Source organism: Pseudomonas alliivorans (genome assembly GCF_017826695.1).
In the GTDB taxonomy this organism is placed as follows: Bacteria; Pseudomonadota; Gammaproteobacteria; order Pseudomonadales; family Pseudomonadaceae; genus Aquipseudomonas; species Aquipseudomonas alliivorans.
Window position 1 is genome coordinate 223,365 of the sequence record NZ_JAFFZW010000006.1, and the last position, 14,927, is coordinate 238,291.

The 14,927-nt window shown below is 59.9% G+C and carries 17 protein-coding genes; 9 read left to right on the forward strand and 8 right to left on the reverse strand.

The window, feature by feature from the left end; translation table 11 throughout:
• Nucleotides 1-57: 57 nt before the first annotated feature.
• Nucleotides 58-1,386, reverse strand: a complete 1,329-nt coding sequence (locus tag JTJ32_RS17380) for an RNA helicase RhlE1 (RefSeq protein WP_210042781.1) — start codon at nt 1,384-1,386, stop codon at nt 58-60.
• A gap of 62 nt (nt 1,387-1,448) precedes the next feature.
• Nucleotides 1,449-2,363, reverse strand: coding sequence for a drug/metabolite exporter YedA (gene yedA, locus JTJ32_RS17385; protein WP_210042782.1), 915 nt, complete (start codon nt 2,361-2,363; stop codon nt 1,449-1,451).
• A gap of 167 nt (nt 2,364-2,530) precedes the next feature.
• Between yedA and JTJ32_RS17390 the strand changes: the two genes are divergently transcribed.
• The gene (locus tag JTJ32_RS17390; RefSeq protein WP_184321702.1) at nt 2,531-3,037 is read left to right on the forward strand and encodes an Lrp/AsnC family transcriptional regulator; all 507 of its coding nucleotides are present in this window, start codon (nt 2,531-2,533) and stop codon (nt 3,035-3,037) included.
• Here JTJ32_RS17390 and JTJ32_RS17395 read toward each other — a convergent pair.
• The 3 genes from JTJ32_RS17395 to JTJ32_RS17405 all read right to left on the reverse strand — a co-directional run bounded on the left by JTJ32_RS17395 (nt 3,015) and on the right by JTJ32_RS17405 (nt 5,070).
• Nucleotides 3,015-3,626: a 3'-5' exonuclease gene (locus tag JTJ32_RS17395; protein ID WP_180274256.1), complete on the reverse strand. Its 612-nt coding sequence runs from the start codon at nt 3,624-3,626 to the stop codon at nt 3,015-3,017. The two genes, JTJ32_RS17390 and JTJ32_RS17395, sit on opposite strands and share 23 nt — an antisense overlap.
• A gap of 39 nt (nt 3,627-3,665) precedes the next feature.
• Nucleotides 3,666-4,142: an NYN domain-containing protein gene (locus JTJ32_RS17400; protein WP_004887906.1), complete on the reverse strand. Its 477-nt coding sequence runs from the start codon at nt 4,140-4,142 to the stop codon at nt 3,666-3,668.
• Between the two features lie 232 nt (nt 4,143-4,374).
• A complete protein-coding gene (locus JTJ32_RS17405; RefSeq protein ID WP_210042783.1) occupies nt 4,375-5,070 on the reverse strand; it encodes a DUF2076 domain-containing protein in 696 nt (231 codons plus the stop codon).
• 195 nt (nt 5,071-5,265) lie between these two features.
• Here JTJ32_RS17405 and JTJ32_RS17410 point away from each other — a divergent pair, with 195 nt between their 5' ends.
• The 4 genes from JTJ32_RS17410 (at nt 5,266) to JTJ32_RS17425 (ending at nt 8,693) form a co-directional block, all read left to right on the forward strand.
• Nucleotides 5,266-5,928, forward strand: coding sequence for a YciC family protein (locus JTJ32_RS17410; RefSeq protein WP_210042784.1), 663 nt, complete (start codon nt 5,266-5,268; stop codon nt 5,926-5,928).
• Nucleotides 5,929-5,974: 46 nt separating this feature from the next.
• Nucleotides 5,975-7,066, forward strand: coding sequence for an endonuclease/exonuclease/phosphatase family protein (locus JTJ32_RS17415; protein WP_210042785.1), 1,092 nt, complete (start codon nt 5,975-5,977; stop codon nt 7,064-7,066).
• A 149-nt stretch (nt 7,067-7,215) separates the two neighbouring features.
• Nucleotides 7,216-8,193 (forward strand): DUF6508 domain-containing protein, encoded by a 978-nt coding sequence (locus JTJ32_RS17420; protein WP_210042786.1) that lies wholly within the window; start codon nt 7,216-7,218, stop codon nt 8,191-8,193.
• A gap of 68 nt (nt 8,194-8,261) precedes the next feature.
• Nucleotides 8,262-8,693 (forward strand): DUF2628 domain-containing protein, encoded by a 432-nt coding sequence (locus tag JTJ32_RS17425; RefSeq protein WP_210042787.1) that lies wholly within the window; start codon nt 8,262-8,264, stop codon nt 8,691-8,693.
• 113 nt (nt 8,694-8,806) lie between these two features.
• Here JTJ32_RS17425 and JTJ32_RS17430 read toward each other — a convergent pair whose 3' ends face one another.
• A complete protein-coding gene (locus JTJ32_RS17430) occupies nt 8,807-9,259 on the reverse strand; it encodes a cell division protein (protein ID WP_099226666.1) in 453 nt (150 codons plus the stop codon).
• A 149-nt stretch (nt 9,260-9,408) separates the two neighbouring features.
• On the opposite strand from JTJ32_RS17430, the gene JTJ32_RS17435 reads away from it, so the two are divergent.
• On the forward strand, nt 9,409-9,867 hold the full coding sequence (locus JTJ32_RS17435; protein WP_210042788.1) for a GNAT family N-acetyltransferase: 459 nt from the start codon (nt 9,409-9,411) through the stop codon (nt 9,865-9,867).
• 47 nt (nt 9,868-9,914) lie between these two features.
• Here the strand turns inward: JTJ32_RS17435 and JTJ32_RS17440 are convergent, their stop codons facing one another.
• The gene (locus tag JTJ32_RS17440; protein ID WP_004885007.1) at nt 9,915-10,076 is read right to left on the reverse strand and encodes a DUF2986 domain-containing protein; all 162 of its coding nucleotides are present in this window, start codon (nt 10,074-10,076) and stop codon (nt 9,915-9,917) included.
• Nucleotides 10,077-10,329: 253 nt separating this feature from the next.
• Between JTJ32_RS17440 and JTJ32_RS17445 the strand changes: the two genes are divergently transcribed.
• The gene (locus JTJ32_RS17445) at nt 10,330-10,578 is read left to right on the forward strand and encodes a CsbD family protein (RefSeq protein WP_210042789.1); all 249 of its coding nucleotides are present in this window, start codon (nt 10,330-10,332) and stop codon (nt 10,576-10,578) included.
• Between the two features lie 72 nt (nt 10,579-10,650).
• On the opposite strand, the gene hrpB is transcribed toward JTJ32_RS17445, so the two are convergent.
• Nucleotides 10,651-13,185: an ATP-dependent helicase HrpB gene (hrpB, locus tag JTJ32_RS17450; RefSeq protein ID WP_210042790.1), complete on the reverse strand. Its 2,535-nt coding sequence runs from the start codon at nt 13,183-13,185 to the stop codon at nt 10,651-10,653.
• 395 nt (nt 13,186-13,580) lie between these two features.
• On the opposite strand from hrpB, the gene JTJ32_RS17455 reads away from it, so the two are divergent.
• Nucleotides 13,581-14,000, forward strand: coding sequence for a periplasmic Zn2+ metallochaperone PmcY (locus JTJ32_RS17455; RefSeq protein WP_004885029.1), 420 nt, complete (start codon nt 13,581-13,583; stop codon nt 13,998-14,000).
• Nucleotides 14,001-14,027: 27 nt separating this feature from the next.
• Complete coding sequence (locus JTJ32_RS17460) at nt 14,028-14,921, forward strand: cation diffusion facilitator family transporter (RefSeq protein ID WP_210042791.1); 894 nt, start codon at nt 14,028-14,030, stop codon at nt 14,919-14,921.
• Nucleotides 14,922-14,927 lie beyond the last annotated feature (6 nt).

Here is a 14,927-nt window from a genome sequence, read left to right on the forward strand (position 1 = left end):
CGTTACCACGCAGGCGCGTGGTAACGATCCATCCTCAATGGCTACGCCGTTGAGGACTCAAGGCTTCTTCTTGCGTGGCCCGGTGTTGAAGACCGGGACCTTGCGCACGGGTTTGACTGCTGGTGTCGGCTCGGAATCGCCGCTGTCGACCCATTTGCCCAGATTACGCTTGCTGCCCGAGACCTTCGGCTTTTTCGGCTTCTTGGGTTTCTTGAGAATCTGGCCGCTGGCATCGGTGCTCGGCACGCGGTGCTCCGGTTCGAAATCCTGCTCTTCGCGACGCTCCAGCGTCTGACGGGTCAGCACTTCGATGGCCGACAGCAGCTCGACCTCATCTGCGCACACCAGCGAAATCGCCTCGCCGGTCAGGCCTGCACGGCCAGTACGACCGATACGGTGAATATAATCCTCGGCCACAATCGGCAGGTCGAGGTTGACCACCGTCGGCAGGTCGTCGATGTCCAACCCGCGTGCCGCAACATCGGTCGCCACCAGAATCTTCACTTCATTGCTCTTGAAACGGTCCAGCGCACGCTGACGGGTTGCCTGAGGCTTGTCGCCATGAATGCCGTCCGCGTTCAGGCCCAACGCCTGCAGGCGATCCACCAGTTGATCGACACCCACACGGGTCTTGGCGAACACCAGCACCTGACCCCAGCGATGCTTTTTTATCAGGTGAATGAACAGGTCGGCCTTACGTTTTTTATCCACCGTCACGACCCACTGCTTGACCGACGCCGCCGCCACGTTGCGCGGGCTGACCTCAATGGTCAGCGGGTCATCCAGCATCTGTGAGGCCAGCAGGCGAATAGGGTCGGAGAAAGTCGCAGAGAACAGCAGCGTCTGGCGGCGTTTCGGCAACACGGCGTAGATGCCGCGCAGCTCCTCGGCAAAGCCCAGGTCCAGCATACGATCGGCTTCGTCGAGGATGAGGGTCTGCAATTGCGAGAACTTGACTGCGTTCTGACGGTGCAGGTCGAGCAGGCGACCGGGCGTGGCAACCAGGACGTCAACGCCTTTGCGCAGCTTCATCATTTGCGGGTTGATGCTCACCCCGCCATAGACCGCGTAGGTGCTCAGCGGCAGATGCTCGGCATACTGACGGATGCTTTCGTGAACCTGTTCGGCCAGTTCGCGCGTGGGTGCCAGCACCAGCGCGCGAATGGTATTGGGGGCGACTTTCGGCCCTTCCATCGTCAGACGCTGCAACAGCGGCAGTGCGAAACCTGCGGTCTTGCCGGTGCCGGTCTGGGCGGCTGCCATCAGGTCACGGCCAGCCAGAACCGGAGGAATCGCCTGTGCCTGCACAGGGGTCGGAGTCTGGTAGCCAAGCGCATCAAGGGCGCGCAGCAAGGGTTCGATCAGGCCGAGAGAGGCGAATGTCATGGGAATACCGTAGGAAAAATTCAGCGCAAGGCGCGCAGTTTACCCTGTCCGGCCCGCCTCGGTTAGCTTGTACGCGCCGATACGGCTTCCTGAGGCCGCGGCCTGCGCCATTGCGGCAAGCCGATCAGCACGACGCCGCTGATGATCACCACCATTGCCAGGCACTCGACCAGACCGATCGTTTCACCCGCGAACACCACCCCCAGCAACACCGCCACCGCCGGGTTGACATAGGCATAACTGGTCGCCGCCGCCGGACGCACGTTCTTGAGCAGGTACATATAGGCGCTGAACGCGACGATAGAGCCGAACACCACCAGATACAGCAACGCCCCCCACCCTGCCGCCGTCGGCATCTGCTCCAGCCGCTCGCCACTCAGAAAGCTGCCGATCAGCAGTGTCGCGCCCGCAACGAGCATCTCAGCGCCGCTGGCCATAGGCCCTTTGGGCAAGGTGAGATGTTTGCTCAATACCGAACCGAAGGCCCAGGACGCGGCCGCGAAAATAACCAGCGCTGCACCATAAGGACTGGCTTGCAGGTTCGAGCCCATGTTCAGCAGACCAATGCCGATCAAACCCAGAATGATGCCGGCCCATTCCAGGCTGGTGGTGCGATTGCCCCAGAACAGGCCGAACAGCAAGGTGAACAGCGGCATGGTCGCAACCGACAACGCTGCGATTCCCGAGGCCACGCCGGCATGTTCGGCGAGCGTCACCCCGCCGTTTCCACAGGTCAGCAACAGAAAACCGATCACCGCCGCGCCCTTCCACTCCGCCCAGGTCGGTGCAGGCGCGCCGCGAGAACGCAGGCATCCATACATCAGGGCCCCTGCGATCAGAAACCGGATACCGGCCATCATCAACGGCGGCCAGGACTCGACGCCGATGCGAATGACCAGATAGGTCGAACCCCAGATCAGGTACAAGGCCAGAAAGGCGCCGATGAGCAATGGGGAAAAACGAACGGACTGCGACATGTTCAGGCTCGGTAATCATTGTTATGGTTGGCTTATTGTATGAAGGCAAACCACTAATATTAAGCAGGTAAACCTTTTTAACAGACTGCCAAACTTACGATTCAATGCTTGTTTTACGGTTTTGCCTTGGTTTTCAAAAACACCACGCATGCCACAGGAGGCCTGCAATGATGCTGGACAAATACGACCGGATTCTGCTCGACGCGCTGCTGCAGAACGGCCGCGCCTCATTCGCTCAACTGGCGAAGCTGGTCAACCTTTCGGCGCCCGCCGTTGCCGAACGTGTCGCCAAGCTGGAGGCCAACGGGGTCATCACCGGGTATGAGGCCAAGGTCGATCTGTCGAAAGTGGGCCTGCCGATTCAATGCATCATCGAACTGCGCATGGCCAGTCACGGCAACCAGCAGGCGTATGACGATCTGTGGAAAATACCGGAGCTGATCCAGTGCCATCGGGTGACTGGCGACCCCTGCGTGATCATGCGCGCTGCGGTGGATTCGATGCCCCATCTGGAAGACCTGATCAACCGCATCGCGCAGTTCGGCTTCAGCAAGACATCGATTGTGCTGTCGACAGCGGTGGAGCGCAGCCTGCCGTCAGGCCATCTGGTGCCTCAAGGCCGGCAGGAAAGCGGCAAAGAGCGAAAACCGCTCAAAGCCCGCGCTGACGCTTGATGGCTTCGCCGATCTTTGCCGCAGGGACTTTCTGCAGCGAGCACAGCAACTGGTGGGAAACACCCGCCAGGCCGTGTTTCTGACGCAACTCGTTGGTCAGATAAGCCGTCAGGTTGGCTGCCATCTCGGCATCGGCCATGGCCCGGTGAGCCCGGCCGGTGTTGGGCAGGCGTGCGTACTGGGTCAACGTGCCGAGCTTGTGATTGGGCGCACCCGGCATCAGGCGGCGAGCGAGCAGCATCGAACAGGCAAAGCTCTGCTCGCGCTTGCGCTCGATACGCGACAGCTCGTAGTCCCAGAACTTCTGGTCGAACGAGGCGTTGTGTGCCACCAGCGGCGTCGAACCGACGAAATCGCACACATCACCCATCACCCGCTCGGCACTGGGCGCGGTGCGAATCATGTTGTTGCTGATACCGGTCAGCCCTTCGATGAACGCGGGGATGCGTACACCGGCATTCATCAGGCTCTGGTAGCGATCGACGATACGCCCCTGCTCCATGATGACCACGGCAATCTCTGTCGCACGGCAACCATGGCCAGGCGAGATCCCGGTGGTTTCAAAGTCGATGACTGCAATACGTTCCAACACGATGGTCCAACCCTTGAATTCATTTCAACAACAGTGTCATTTCAACAACAAAGCGCCTTCGATGGGCACGTAACGACTGGCGGCGCGGATCAGCGAATTGGCCGTCAGCCCCGGCACGCCATAAGCCACCGCTTCTACGCCATGTTTGCTGATGATGCGTTCGAGCAGCATGTCGAAATCGCCATCGCCCGATGCCAGCACCACTTCGTCGACCTGCGGCGCGAAGTCCATGATATCGATGGTGATGCCCACATCCCAGTCTCCTTTCGCTGAACCGTCGCTGCGCTGGATGTACGGTTTGAGCCGCACGGTGAAGCCCAGATTGCGAAGGATCTGCTGGAACTGCTGCTGCTTGCTGTCGCCGCGATCGATGGCATACGCAAAGGCATGGACGATCTCGCCACGCTTGCTGATATCCGCCCACAACGCGGCGTAATTGAAATGACAGCCATGCGCCTGGCGCACGGTGTAATAGAGGTTCTGCACATCGGCGAACACCGCGATCTTCTTCACCGCAATTCCTCATGACGCAGGCTGGCCACTGCGTTTACAGCGATCCGGAACGTGGACCGGTGCCCAGTATGCCAGCTTGAGCCGGGAATTGAGGGATGGATTGGTCTGTTGGCCAACGCATGGCCTGGGCACGATCAGGCATACGGTGATCGTGCCCGGGCTTCAGCGCTCATCGTTATGCAGAAGTCCGCCTCGACACTGATCGTGCCCAGGCGAACTGAACCGACCGTCCTCAAACAAACGAATCGTCGTCGTCCGAGAACATTCCGCCATCGTCGTTGTAGCTGTCGTCGGCCGTGTATTGCGGGTCAGGCTGCCCCCAGTTGCCTTGATCATTGTTGGAGAATTGGTCCTGAACAGGCGAGTCGTGAATGACTTCGACGATTTCCTGCGGCTGGCTGTGATGGCTGAACAGACTGCTGATACCTTCAGCCAGCATCACACCGCCTGCGACCCCGGCTGCTGTTTTCAGCGCCCCGCCGAGAAAGCCACTGCCGACGGGAGCCGCTGGTGCCGAGCCATAACCTGCCTGCGGAGCCGGCGCCGGATTGAAGCCTGCCCCGTCACGCCAGCCACCGCCCGACGCAGCCGGTGGCGACTGCGGCGCTCGCGGCGCGCTGCTTCCGAATATGTTCGATAGGAACCCGCCGCTGGCAGGTGCCGAAGACGTTTGACTCTTCACCTGCTGGAGTTCGGCCTGCAATTGCTGGATCTGTTCGTCACGCTGTTTGATCTGCTGATTCAACTGATTGACGGCCGCTTCCTGCACCAGAATCGCCTGCGTCATGTAGTAAGGCGCGGCGGGCTGGCGATTCAAATGCTCCTTGATCAGCGTCTCGGCCCCCGTGTCTCGAGGGGCGGACGTTGTTTCGGCAGTTTTCAGTTTCGAGAAAAGACCGTCGATCAGGGTTTGCTCTTCGTGGTTCATGGCGACCTCGCGGATTGCCGTTATCAATCACCGTCCGGCCAGATGCCGGTACCTGAATCAGTAATGGGGCTGCTCGGCGGCGGTTCAACAACATGAAAAAAAAGATAAGGAAGCCTTGCCGCGGCGGCCGCTGCGCTTGGATCGGCACAGGGCATGGGCTAAAGTGGCGACCTGCTTTTTTGCCTGCGATCTACTATGAACCCGTTGACCGTTATCCAGGATTCGCTCTATTTCTTCCGGCGCAATCTGGGCAGCATCCTGATGCTCTGCCTGCCCTTGGTGGTGCTCGAAGCGCTGGCCAAGCAAGCATTGGGCAGTGCCATGTCCGCCGAGGCGTCACCTGCCTACAGCCTGGTCGTCGGGCTGTTTTTCTACCCGCTCTACACCGCTGCGCTGATTCTGTTTCTTGACGCACGCACCCGTGGCGAGGAACCGGCAACCCGTCACCTGCTGGCGATGGCCTTGCGTCTTTGGCCGACCTTTGCCGTGCTCTCGGCCATGAGTACGCTGCTGATCATGTTCGGTCTGTCGCTGCTGGTCGTGCCGGGCATTTGGGTGATGATCAAGCTGGCTTTCAGCGAATACCTGCTGGTGCTGCGCAAGCTGACACCGTTCATGGCCATGCGTGAAAGCATGTTGATGACCACCGGGCATTTCACACGCATCATGGTCTGCGTGCTGTGTGTCTACATTCCGTTGTGGCTGCTCGAAGGTGTAGGGCTTTACCTGATGCCGGAACCGCAAAGCGCGCCGGTTTCGCTGCTCATCGACAGCATCAGCAGCTTTCTGAACCTGTTTACCAGCGTTGTGATGTTCCGGCTGTTCATGTTGATCAGCGAACCGGAGCACACCGCCTGAGCCGAACGCGAACCTCACCGAGCGCAAGGCGCTCCAGGTCGAGCCGATGAAACGCTTCCTGCTACGCCTGACACTCTCGGGTCTATTGCTGGCCGCCCTCCTGCTGATCGTCATTCAGCAGATGACCTGGCGCCCGGCCGCACGTGAGTCGGCCCAGACCAGCTGCAACCCCGAAGTGGCAGCAAAGCCCCTGGTGCCGGGGCAGGCGTTGAAAGTCATGACCTGGAACATTCAATACCTGGCCGGCAAGCGCTACGTATTCTGGTATGACATGGCCGATGGCAGCGGCCCGGACGATCGTCCGACTCCCGAAGACCTTGCCTACAACCTCGACGAGGTGGCCCGCGTCATCCGCGATGAACAACCCGACGTCATTCTGCTGCAGGAAGTGAACGACAACGCCAAGAACACGGACTATCAGGATCAACTGGCGCTGCTTCAGGAGCGTGTGGTGGATCTCTATCCATGCAGCTCACAAGCCTTTTACTGGCGCGCCGAGTTCGTACCGAGCCCGCACATATGGGGCGGCGTCGGCACCAAACTGGCGACCTTCAGCCGCTTCCAGATCGACCGTGCCGAACGCGTGCAACTGCCGATACCGGACGCCAACATCATCAGCCGGCAGTTTCGGCCGAAGAACGCGCTGCTGGTCAGCTATCTTCCCCTGCGTGACGGTGGCCATCTCGCCATCATCAACACTCACCTGACCGCTGCCCGAACCAGCAGCGACACCGCACAAAAACAGATCGCTGCCACCCGCGACCTTCTGGACACATTCGAAGGCAGCGGCACGCCCTGGCTGATCGGCGGCGACTTCAATCTGTTGCCGCTGGGCCAGTACCGACGCCTGCCGGAACCGTTACGCACCGGCTACGCAGCAGACAGTGAATTGCATGGACTCTGGGACAGATACCCGATGATCCCGACCAATGCCGAAGCCAGCGGCATCGATCGCAACAAATGGCTGACCTATTTCCCCAACGATCCTCGCGTGAACGGGCCGGATCGAACCGTCGACTATCTGTTCTACAGTCCGAGCCTGAAACGGGTCAGCGCCAGAGTGCGTCGTGACGACACGCTGCTGATCTCCGATCACCTGCCGGTAATCGGGCGTTTTTTGTTGCCGATGGTGCCTTGAAGACCGGAGATTGCGCCACGACTGCTTGCCTCCCAAGGCGCCGTTTGCACACGGAAGTATCGGCTTGTGGTCCTTCGGAAGGCAAAAAGTGTTCATATAACTAACACCCGGCATGAAGAATCCTGCCGGGAAACCATGGATGTTTTCCCGTGATGAAACTTCTGCATCGATTGACGTCCTGGCTCGGCCAGAAAGCGGTGACACAACAGCCGGATAGTGCCGCCGAACCTGACAAAAAAACACCATCACGCCTTCAGCAAAATCCGGACTGGATACCGCCCCTTCAGGAACAAAAACCGCTGCTGGTTTCTCCACCAACCTGCCCGCCCCTGACCGGCAGGGATGCGCCGTTACTGGCTCGTTATCACGCCTACATCGCCGAGGTAGAACACGCAGATAACGCCGAACCGCTGGTGCAGAGCGAGTCGCAGCGTGCAGAAGGACGCATGCTGGCCAACGCGCTGTACTCAAGCGCACTGGCAGGCGAACAGTCGCCTGACATCTACTGGCTCATGCAGTCTGCAGCCATAGCGTCGTTATTCGCCGACGGCATTGGCTCCGAAGCATTCCTGAAATACCAGAAGGACGTTCATCACTATAAGGACCAACGGTTGACCGAAGGTCAGGTCTGGGCATTTGATCTCTATGTTTCGCATCGTTTTCCAGTTAAACCTCCGCCGCTTCTGATGCATCCTTCGGTTGAAACACGCCTGCCCAGCGAACCGACTCCAGGCCCCGAAGACATTGACGAGTTGCTGTCCTACCTGCCCAGGCTCTATCCGAACGGCGTTGCAATCGAGACACACATTTACAAAGAAGGTCAGTACTGGCCCACTTACTTCCAGGTTGTAAGCGACTTCTTCAAAGCAGTGACCAAGGACTGCTGGTGCGACACCAACTATCCCAACCATCGTCCTTACGACAAGCTTGAGAGCCCCGACTACATCGCACAGGCAAACCTGGCCGATATTCAAACCTTTCTGACTTACTGCTCCCGAGGCGAACGCTTCGGTGATGGTCATCACGGCCAGATGATCAAAGAGGGGTATGTACTGCGTGTCTTGAATCGATTATCCGTATTGCGCGTGGGTGATGTGGACCGTGAAGCCGAGCTCATCGCAGAGTGACTGAAAAAGCCGTCTGAATCGCCACATCGCAATCCAAACCATAACCCAGGACCACAAGGAACTCAGGCATGAGCATCACAGACCACGTACAGCCAAAACGAAAATACAGCGCCAAATGGCAGGAACGCTTCGATTTCTTCGACGCACACGGCGCGCCGAAGGATCCGGGCTTCAACATCGCGTTCAAGGCACTGCCGGGCATCCGGAAAAAACTGTTGATGCAGATGAACTTCATCGCATTTTTCTTCGGACCGATCTATCTCTTCGTCCTCGGTCTGTGGAAGAAAGGCATCGCCCTGCTGGGCATCCTGATCGGAATCAATATCGTATTGAGTGTGGTGCCAGCGATTTTCGGACTGGAACTGTCTCACGCCATCGGCACCGGCATGAATGTCGCGGGCTCGCTGATGTATGCAATGACGACCAACTATGCCTACTACCTGAAAGAGGTCAAAGGTGAGCAGGGCTGGAATCCGTTCAAAGGGTTTCGCATGATCTGATCAACAGCCCTGTCTGCGAAAAGCCCGCACACTCAACGGATGTGCGGGCTTTTTGTTCTGAATGATCGGCCCCAATCAGCCTTGATTCATGCCGCTCAGTACAGAATGCAGATTCAATCGGCTTGAGCACGGTCATGGCGATACAGCCAGAACAGAGGCGGCAAAAGAGCCAGCAGCGCGGCGCCATCCAGCCAGACATGCGACCAGACATCAGCCCGCAACGAAATCGCGATGTCCTGCGGCGCCCAGAGCAGCAGGCCGGCCATCAGCCAGCCCCAGGGCAGGTGGCTTTTCAGGCGATTGCCGAGGTGCACGAGCGCCAGCATGTACAGCGAATAGGTCTGCAGCGTCGCGCCGAACAGCGCCGCCCACCAGGTCTGCTGCGCCCGCGCCGCAGCGGGCGCCGCCTCGGTCCAGAATGCCTGTTCAAGCGTGAGCAGATAGCCGTCGAGCCATCCGGAAAATCCCGCCCATGTGAACACGATGGCACCCAGTACGTGCGCCAGTGCGGCTGCGTATAACCAGGTCACGAGCATGCGTCGAAGAGGCCAGGCAGGGAGCGACATCACAGATCCTTACATCCTTGGGAGGGCCGAGTGTAGAGATTTTCGGTGTTGCTTGATACGCAAGGCATCTGGCAGCAAAGCCGCAGACGTTCAAGGGGTACGCAGGACGGCAGGCTACGCTGTGATGATCAAAGAATGAGGCCATCGATATGCAGTGTCAGATTCGCCCCGCTACAGTCGAGGACACGGCAGTTATCAGCCGTTTAGTGATCGCCGCTCTACGCAACTCAAACGCACAGGATTACCCGCATGAGGTTATCGCAGAGGTCGAGCAGAGCTTTACGCCTGAAGCCGTCAACACCATGCTCGACAAGCGCAAGGTGTTCGTAGCGGTGTACGGCGAACAGATCATCGGTACTGCAAGCCTCGATGGTCATGTCGTCAGAAGCGTTTTTGTCGATCCTGCTTGCCATGGTCGCGGAGTCGGTCGGCAGTTAATGAACGTCATTCACGCTCAGGCCGCCCGCGCTGGAATCTCGGCTTTGCGGGTGCCGTCATCGATTACCGCAGAGGCGTTCTACATCACGTTGGGCTATCAAAAAATCCGCGACGAATTTCACGGGGCTGAGCGCACGATTGTTATGGAGAAACGACTCGAGGATCAATGAGTGCATGCACTCGCAATACGAATCCGGTGCTGCTCAAGCTCTGTGACTCAGCTCTCGGAAGAGACGACAGACTCCTGCCCGGCTTCAGCCGCAAGCTTGGCCCGGTCTGCCTTACTCACATAGGTAGACTTCTTTCGCGGGGCCAGTTTGGCGCTGGCCTTCTTGGCGTTGGCTTTCAACAGTTGATTGATTTTTTTGCGGCGATTCATGGCGACTGGCTCGGCTTGGACGGTGTGGATGATATCAGCTTGAATGACGCACTACGCCCTCCCCTTAGTTCGATCCACCAGAAACTGCACCCGAACTCCCGGAAACGCTTACGACTTCTGCCGGCACCACCCCACGCTCACAACCATTGAACTAATCATCAGCCGCGCTCACCTAACGTTGTGCAGATAGCTTCTGGCCACCCGCTCAGTCCGGTTCTGAGCGTCCCACTGAAAAGCAAAGGTTTGATGAATCATGAAAAGTGAACAAGTAGAAGGTGTTGCAGAAAAGCTCGTCGGCAAGGCGCAGGGCGCGGTCGGGAGATTCTTGGGTGACTCGAAGCTGGAAGCCGAAGGTGCCGGCCGCCAGGCCTCCGGTCAACTGACCAAGACTTACGGCGATGCGCTGGACAACGTGTCTGCGTTCGTTAAAGAAAAGCCTGTCGCAGCTTTCGCAATTGGTGCCGTTGCAGCAGTGTTGCTCAGCCGCATCTTGCGTCGCTGATTCAGCAAGAGGGAGTGTCCGCCTGGGCATTCCCTTTTTTTGTTACGTCCTCTCCTGCCATCCCCTGCACAGTCACGTCCCCCTTGGCTTGACCCACGCAGTCGCCTCCGCCACCAGCGGATCATCCGGCCAGTAATGCTTTGGATACCTGCCCTTCAGATCCTTCTTCACCTCTGCATACGTACTGCGCCAGAAGTTGGCCAGGTCCTGCGTGACCTGCACCGGGCGGCGGGCGGGTGACAGCAGGTGCAGTTTGACGACTTGTCTGCCATTGGCGATGCGCGGGGTGTCGGCCAGACCGAACAGTTCCTGCAGGCGAACGGCAAGAATGGGCGGGTGTTCGCTGTAATCCAGGCGCACCGATGAGCCGGAGGGCACACTGAGGTGATGCGGTGCCAGCTCGTCAAGGCGCTGCGGCAGCGGCCAAGGCAGCAGATTGCGCAGGATTGAGGACAGATCCAGGTTGCCGAAATGGCTAAGCCGCGTGACTTTGCCCAGATACGGCAGCAGCCAGTTTTCCAGCGTGTCGAGCAGGCTGGCGTCGCACACGTCCGGCCATTCGCTGGAAGGCTGTTTTTCCAGATCCAGTTGACGCAACAAGGCGACCCGCGCCTGCCACTGACGCAGCTCCGGCGTCCATGGCAGCAGCTCCAGACCTTTGCGCCGGACCAGCGCGAGCAAGGCGCGGCTGCGTGTGGTTTCGTCGAGCCCGGTAAGGGGCTCACGGCTGAGAATCAACTCGCCGACCCTGCGCTGCCGTTCTGCGCGGAACACCCCTTCGCGCTCGTCCCAGTCGATCTGATCAAGCAGCGTGACCTGCTCGGACAGCACGGAATCGAACAGCGCCGGATCGAATTCGGCGGCCAGGTAGATGCGTTCTTCACGTTGCCCCTGCCGACTGCCCAGATCCGCCACGACGATCCATGCCTGCTTCATCAAGGCATCGGCTTCGGCAAACAATGCTGCGCGACCATTGGCCAGACGATACTCCGCGCCGCCCGGTCGACGTTGCTGGGCGACCCGGTCCGGGTAGGCCAGCGCCAGTAATGCACCAAGCCAGCGTGGGTGATCGGGATCAGCGACCGGGCTTTCAGCCTTGCCACGCAGGTAGCCACGGTACTGACGCGCCAGCTGTTTGGCCCGTTGCACACCGCCCTGTGCGCCGCGTGCTGCGCGCTCGGTTCCAGCCAGCAAGGTCAGACGGCTATGCAGATCGGCCCCGGCTCCACGCAGAATATCCCGCTCGCCCAACAGCGCTGCGACGTCACTCGCCAGATCGCCAAGCCCCAGCGAATGGCCGCGCAACAGCAAATGGGCGATGCGTGGATGAGCGGGCAACTCGGCCATCGCCTGACCATGGGGCGTCAGGCTGCGCGTCTGCTCCGGCTGACTGCCCAGCGCTTCCAGACGCACCAGCAAGTCCTGCGCCTGTGCATACGCTGCAGCAGGTGGCACATCCAGCCAGACCAGTTGAGCAGGCGTCACGCCCCAGCGCGCCAGTTGCAGCGCCAGCCCGGCAAGATCGGCCTGCAGGATTTCCGCCGTGCCGTAAGCCGCCAACTGATCGTGCTGCGCCTCGGACCACAGGCGATAACACACACCCGGCTCCAGCCGCCCTGCCCGTCCGGCGCGCTGCGTGGCGCTGGCGCGGGAGATGCGCTGGGTTTCAAGACGCGTCATGCCGCTGCCCGGATCGAATCGTGGGACCCGCGCGAGTCCGGCGTCGATCACCACCCGAACGCCGTCGATGGTCAGACTGGTCTCGGCAATGTTGGTCGCCAGCACCACCTTGCGCGTCCCCTTGGGCGCAGGCTCGATGGCCGCACGCTGAGCGTTCAGGTCCAGTTCGCCGTGCAAAGGACACAGCAGAATATCGTCGCGCTCGCCCAGCGCCTCGGCCAGTTGCTGATTGACCCTGCGAATCTCGGCCTGCCCCGGCAGAAACACCAGCAGGCTGCCGGACTCGCTGCCCAGCGCGTCAAGCACGGTCTGCACCACGCGAGGCTCGATAAATTCGCCGGGCTGAAAAGGACGCCCCCACTGCAGGGTCACCGGAAACATGCGTCCGTCGCTGCGCACAACCGGCGCGTCGTCCAGCAACGCGGCCAACCGCTCGCCCTCCAGCGTCGCCGACATCAGCAGAATCTTCAGCGGCTGATCATCGCGAAACAGCTCACGCCCATTCAGACTCAGGGCCAGTGCCAGATCGGCATCCAGACTGCGCTCGTGAAACTCATCGAAAATCAACAACCCGACGCCTTCCAGCGCCGGATCGTCCTGCAAACGTCGGGTCAGAATGCCTTCGGTGACCACTTCAATGCGGGTCTTGGGGCCGACCTTGCTTTCCAGGCGGATGCGATAGCCCACAGTCTCGCCCACCTTCTCACCCAACTCGCTCGCCAGACGCTCGGCGGCAGCACGCGCAGCCAGACGCCGCGGCTCCAGCATCAGGATCGTTTGCCCGGCCAGCCAGGTTTCCTCCAGCAGCGCGAGTGGCACACGCGTGGTCTTGCCCGCACCCGGCGGGGCTTCGAGCACAGCCTCGTGACGGGTGGACAGCGCCTCACGCAAGGCGGGCAGGACGGCATCGATAGGGAGGGAAATCATGGCAGCTCCAGAACAGGCCGCTGATTATACGGGTGTGGTGTGTGCAAACCTAAGCTCATCCAGAGCTGATCGTGCCAACGCAGCGGCCCTTGACGGCGTCTGATTTACGACATTCGCCGGTTTTGCTGCCGGTTCCCGGCAGATCGCCGGCAAGCCGCCTCCCACAGTCCTGAGCTTGCTACCAGACAGTGCCGTACCAGAAACAAAGAGGCATCTCCCAGGGGATGCTTATTTAGCCAGCGTCTCTGGTGTAGGCCCGATCAAGCGTCAGGAACGACCGGCGTTGCGGCGAGCCTATCGGATAACCCGTTCACCAGAACCACCCCATCGCTCAATAGTCTTAGCCTTGCAGCCTTTGCCTTGTATAGTTGCCCTCTTCATCTCAGGAGCTTTCCATGCGCATTCCTTCCCGTTTGATTGGCGGCGTTGTGGTCGCCACATTGCTGACCCAGCTGACCGCCTGCGGCAGTATTTTCTACCCTGACCGTCGTGGTCAGATTGATGGCAAGGTCGATCCGGCCATTGCAGCGCTGGATGCGTTCGGGTTGCTGTTCTATATCATTCCAGGCGTGATTGCCTTTGCGGTGGACTTCGCAACCGGTGCTATCTACTACGGACCGGGCGAGCATGCGCAGATCGATCCACAGAAGCTGCAGCCCGCGATCAAGGCCGATGGCAGTGTCGACAACATCAAGCTGCAAGCCATCCTCGAAACCGAGCTGGGCCGTTCGCTGCCGTTGAACGACCCGCGTCTGATTCAGCACAAGGGCAGCGTCGAGCAACTGGCTTCGCTGGGCCTGATTCCCGCTGCGTAATCTTTTTCCAGGTTTGAAGGACGCGTCATGAGCACCAGTGCCGAACACAGCAGATTGTTGCGTCTCGCGACGCGGGCTTCACTTGGCGTGGCGATCACGCTGATCCTGGCCAAAAGCGTGGCGTGGTGGATCAGCGGGTCGGTCAGTCTGCTGGCGGGCCTGACCGACTCGCTGCTGGACGGCGCGGCGTCCTTTCTCAATCTGCTGGCAGTGCATTACGCCCTGCGCCCGGCCGATGACGATCATCGTTACGGTCACGGCAAGGCGGAAGCACTGTCGGGCATGGCGCAGGCGCTGTTTATCGGTGTCAGCGGCGTGTTGATTGCCTTTCAGGCGGTACAGCGTATCCAAAACCCGGAGCCGCTGGGAGCGCCATTGCTGGGCATGATCGTGATGGTGGTGTCCATTGCGCTGACACTCGCGCTGCTGACTCTGCAAGGCCGGGTGATCAAGGCAACGGGGTCTGCCGCGATACGGGCCGACTCCCTGCACTACCGCTCCGACTTGCTGCTCAACGCCAGTATCCTGTTGGCGCTGACGCTCGCGTACTTCGGCTGGCAGCAGCTGGATGCGTATTTCGGGCTGGGGATCGCGCTGTACATTCTGTGGAGCGCTTTTCAGATCGCCAGGGAAACCGTTTCCGTACTGATGGACGAGGAATTGCCCAGCGATGTCAGCACGCACATGCTTGAACTGGCGTGTGGTGTGCCCGGTGTGTTGGGCGCGCATGATCTTCGCACGCGGATTTCCGGCAATCACTGGTTTGTGCAGTTGCACCTTGAACTGCCGGGCGCTCTGACGCTGTCCGTCGCCCATACGCTATGCGATCAGGTTGCCGACGCTATCCACGCGAAATACCCGAAGGCCGAAGTGCTGGTGCACGCCGATCCTCAGGAAGTGGTGAAGCAGGCCCGCGCCTGATCGGCT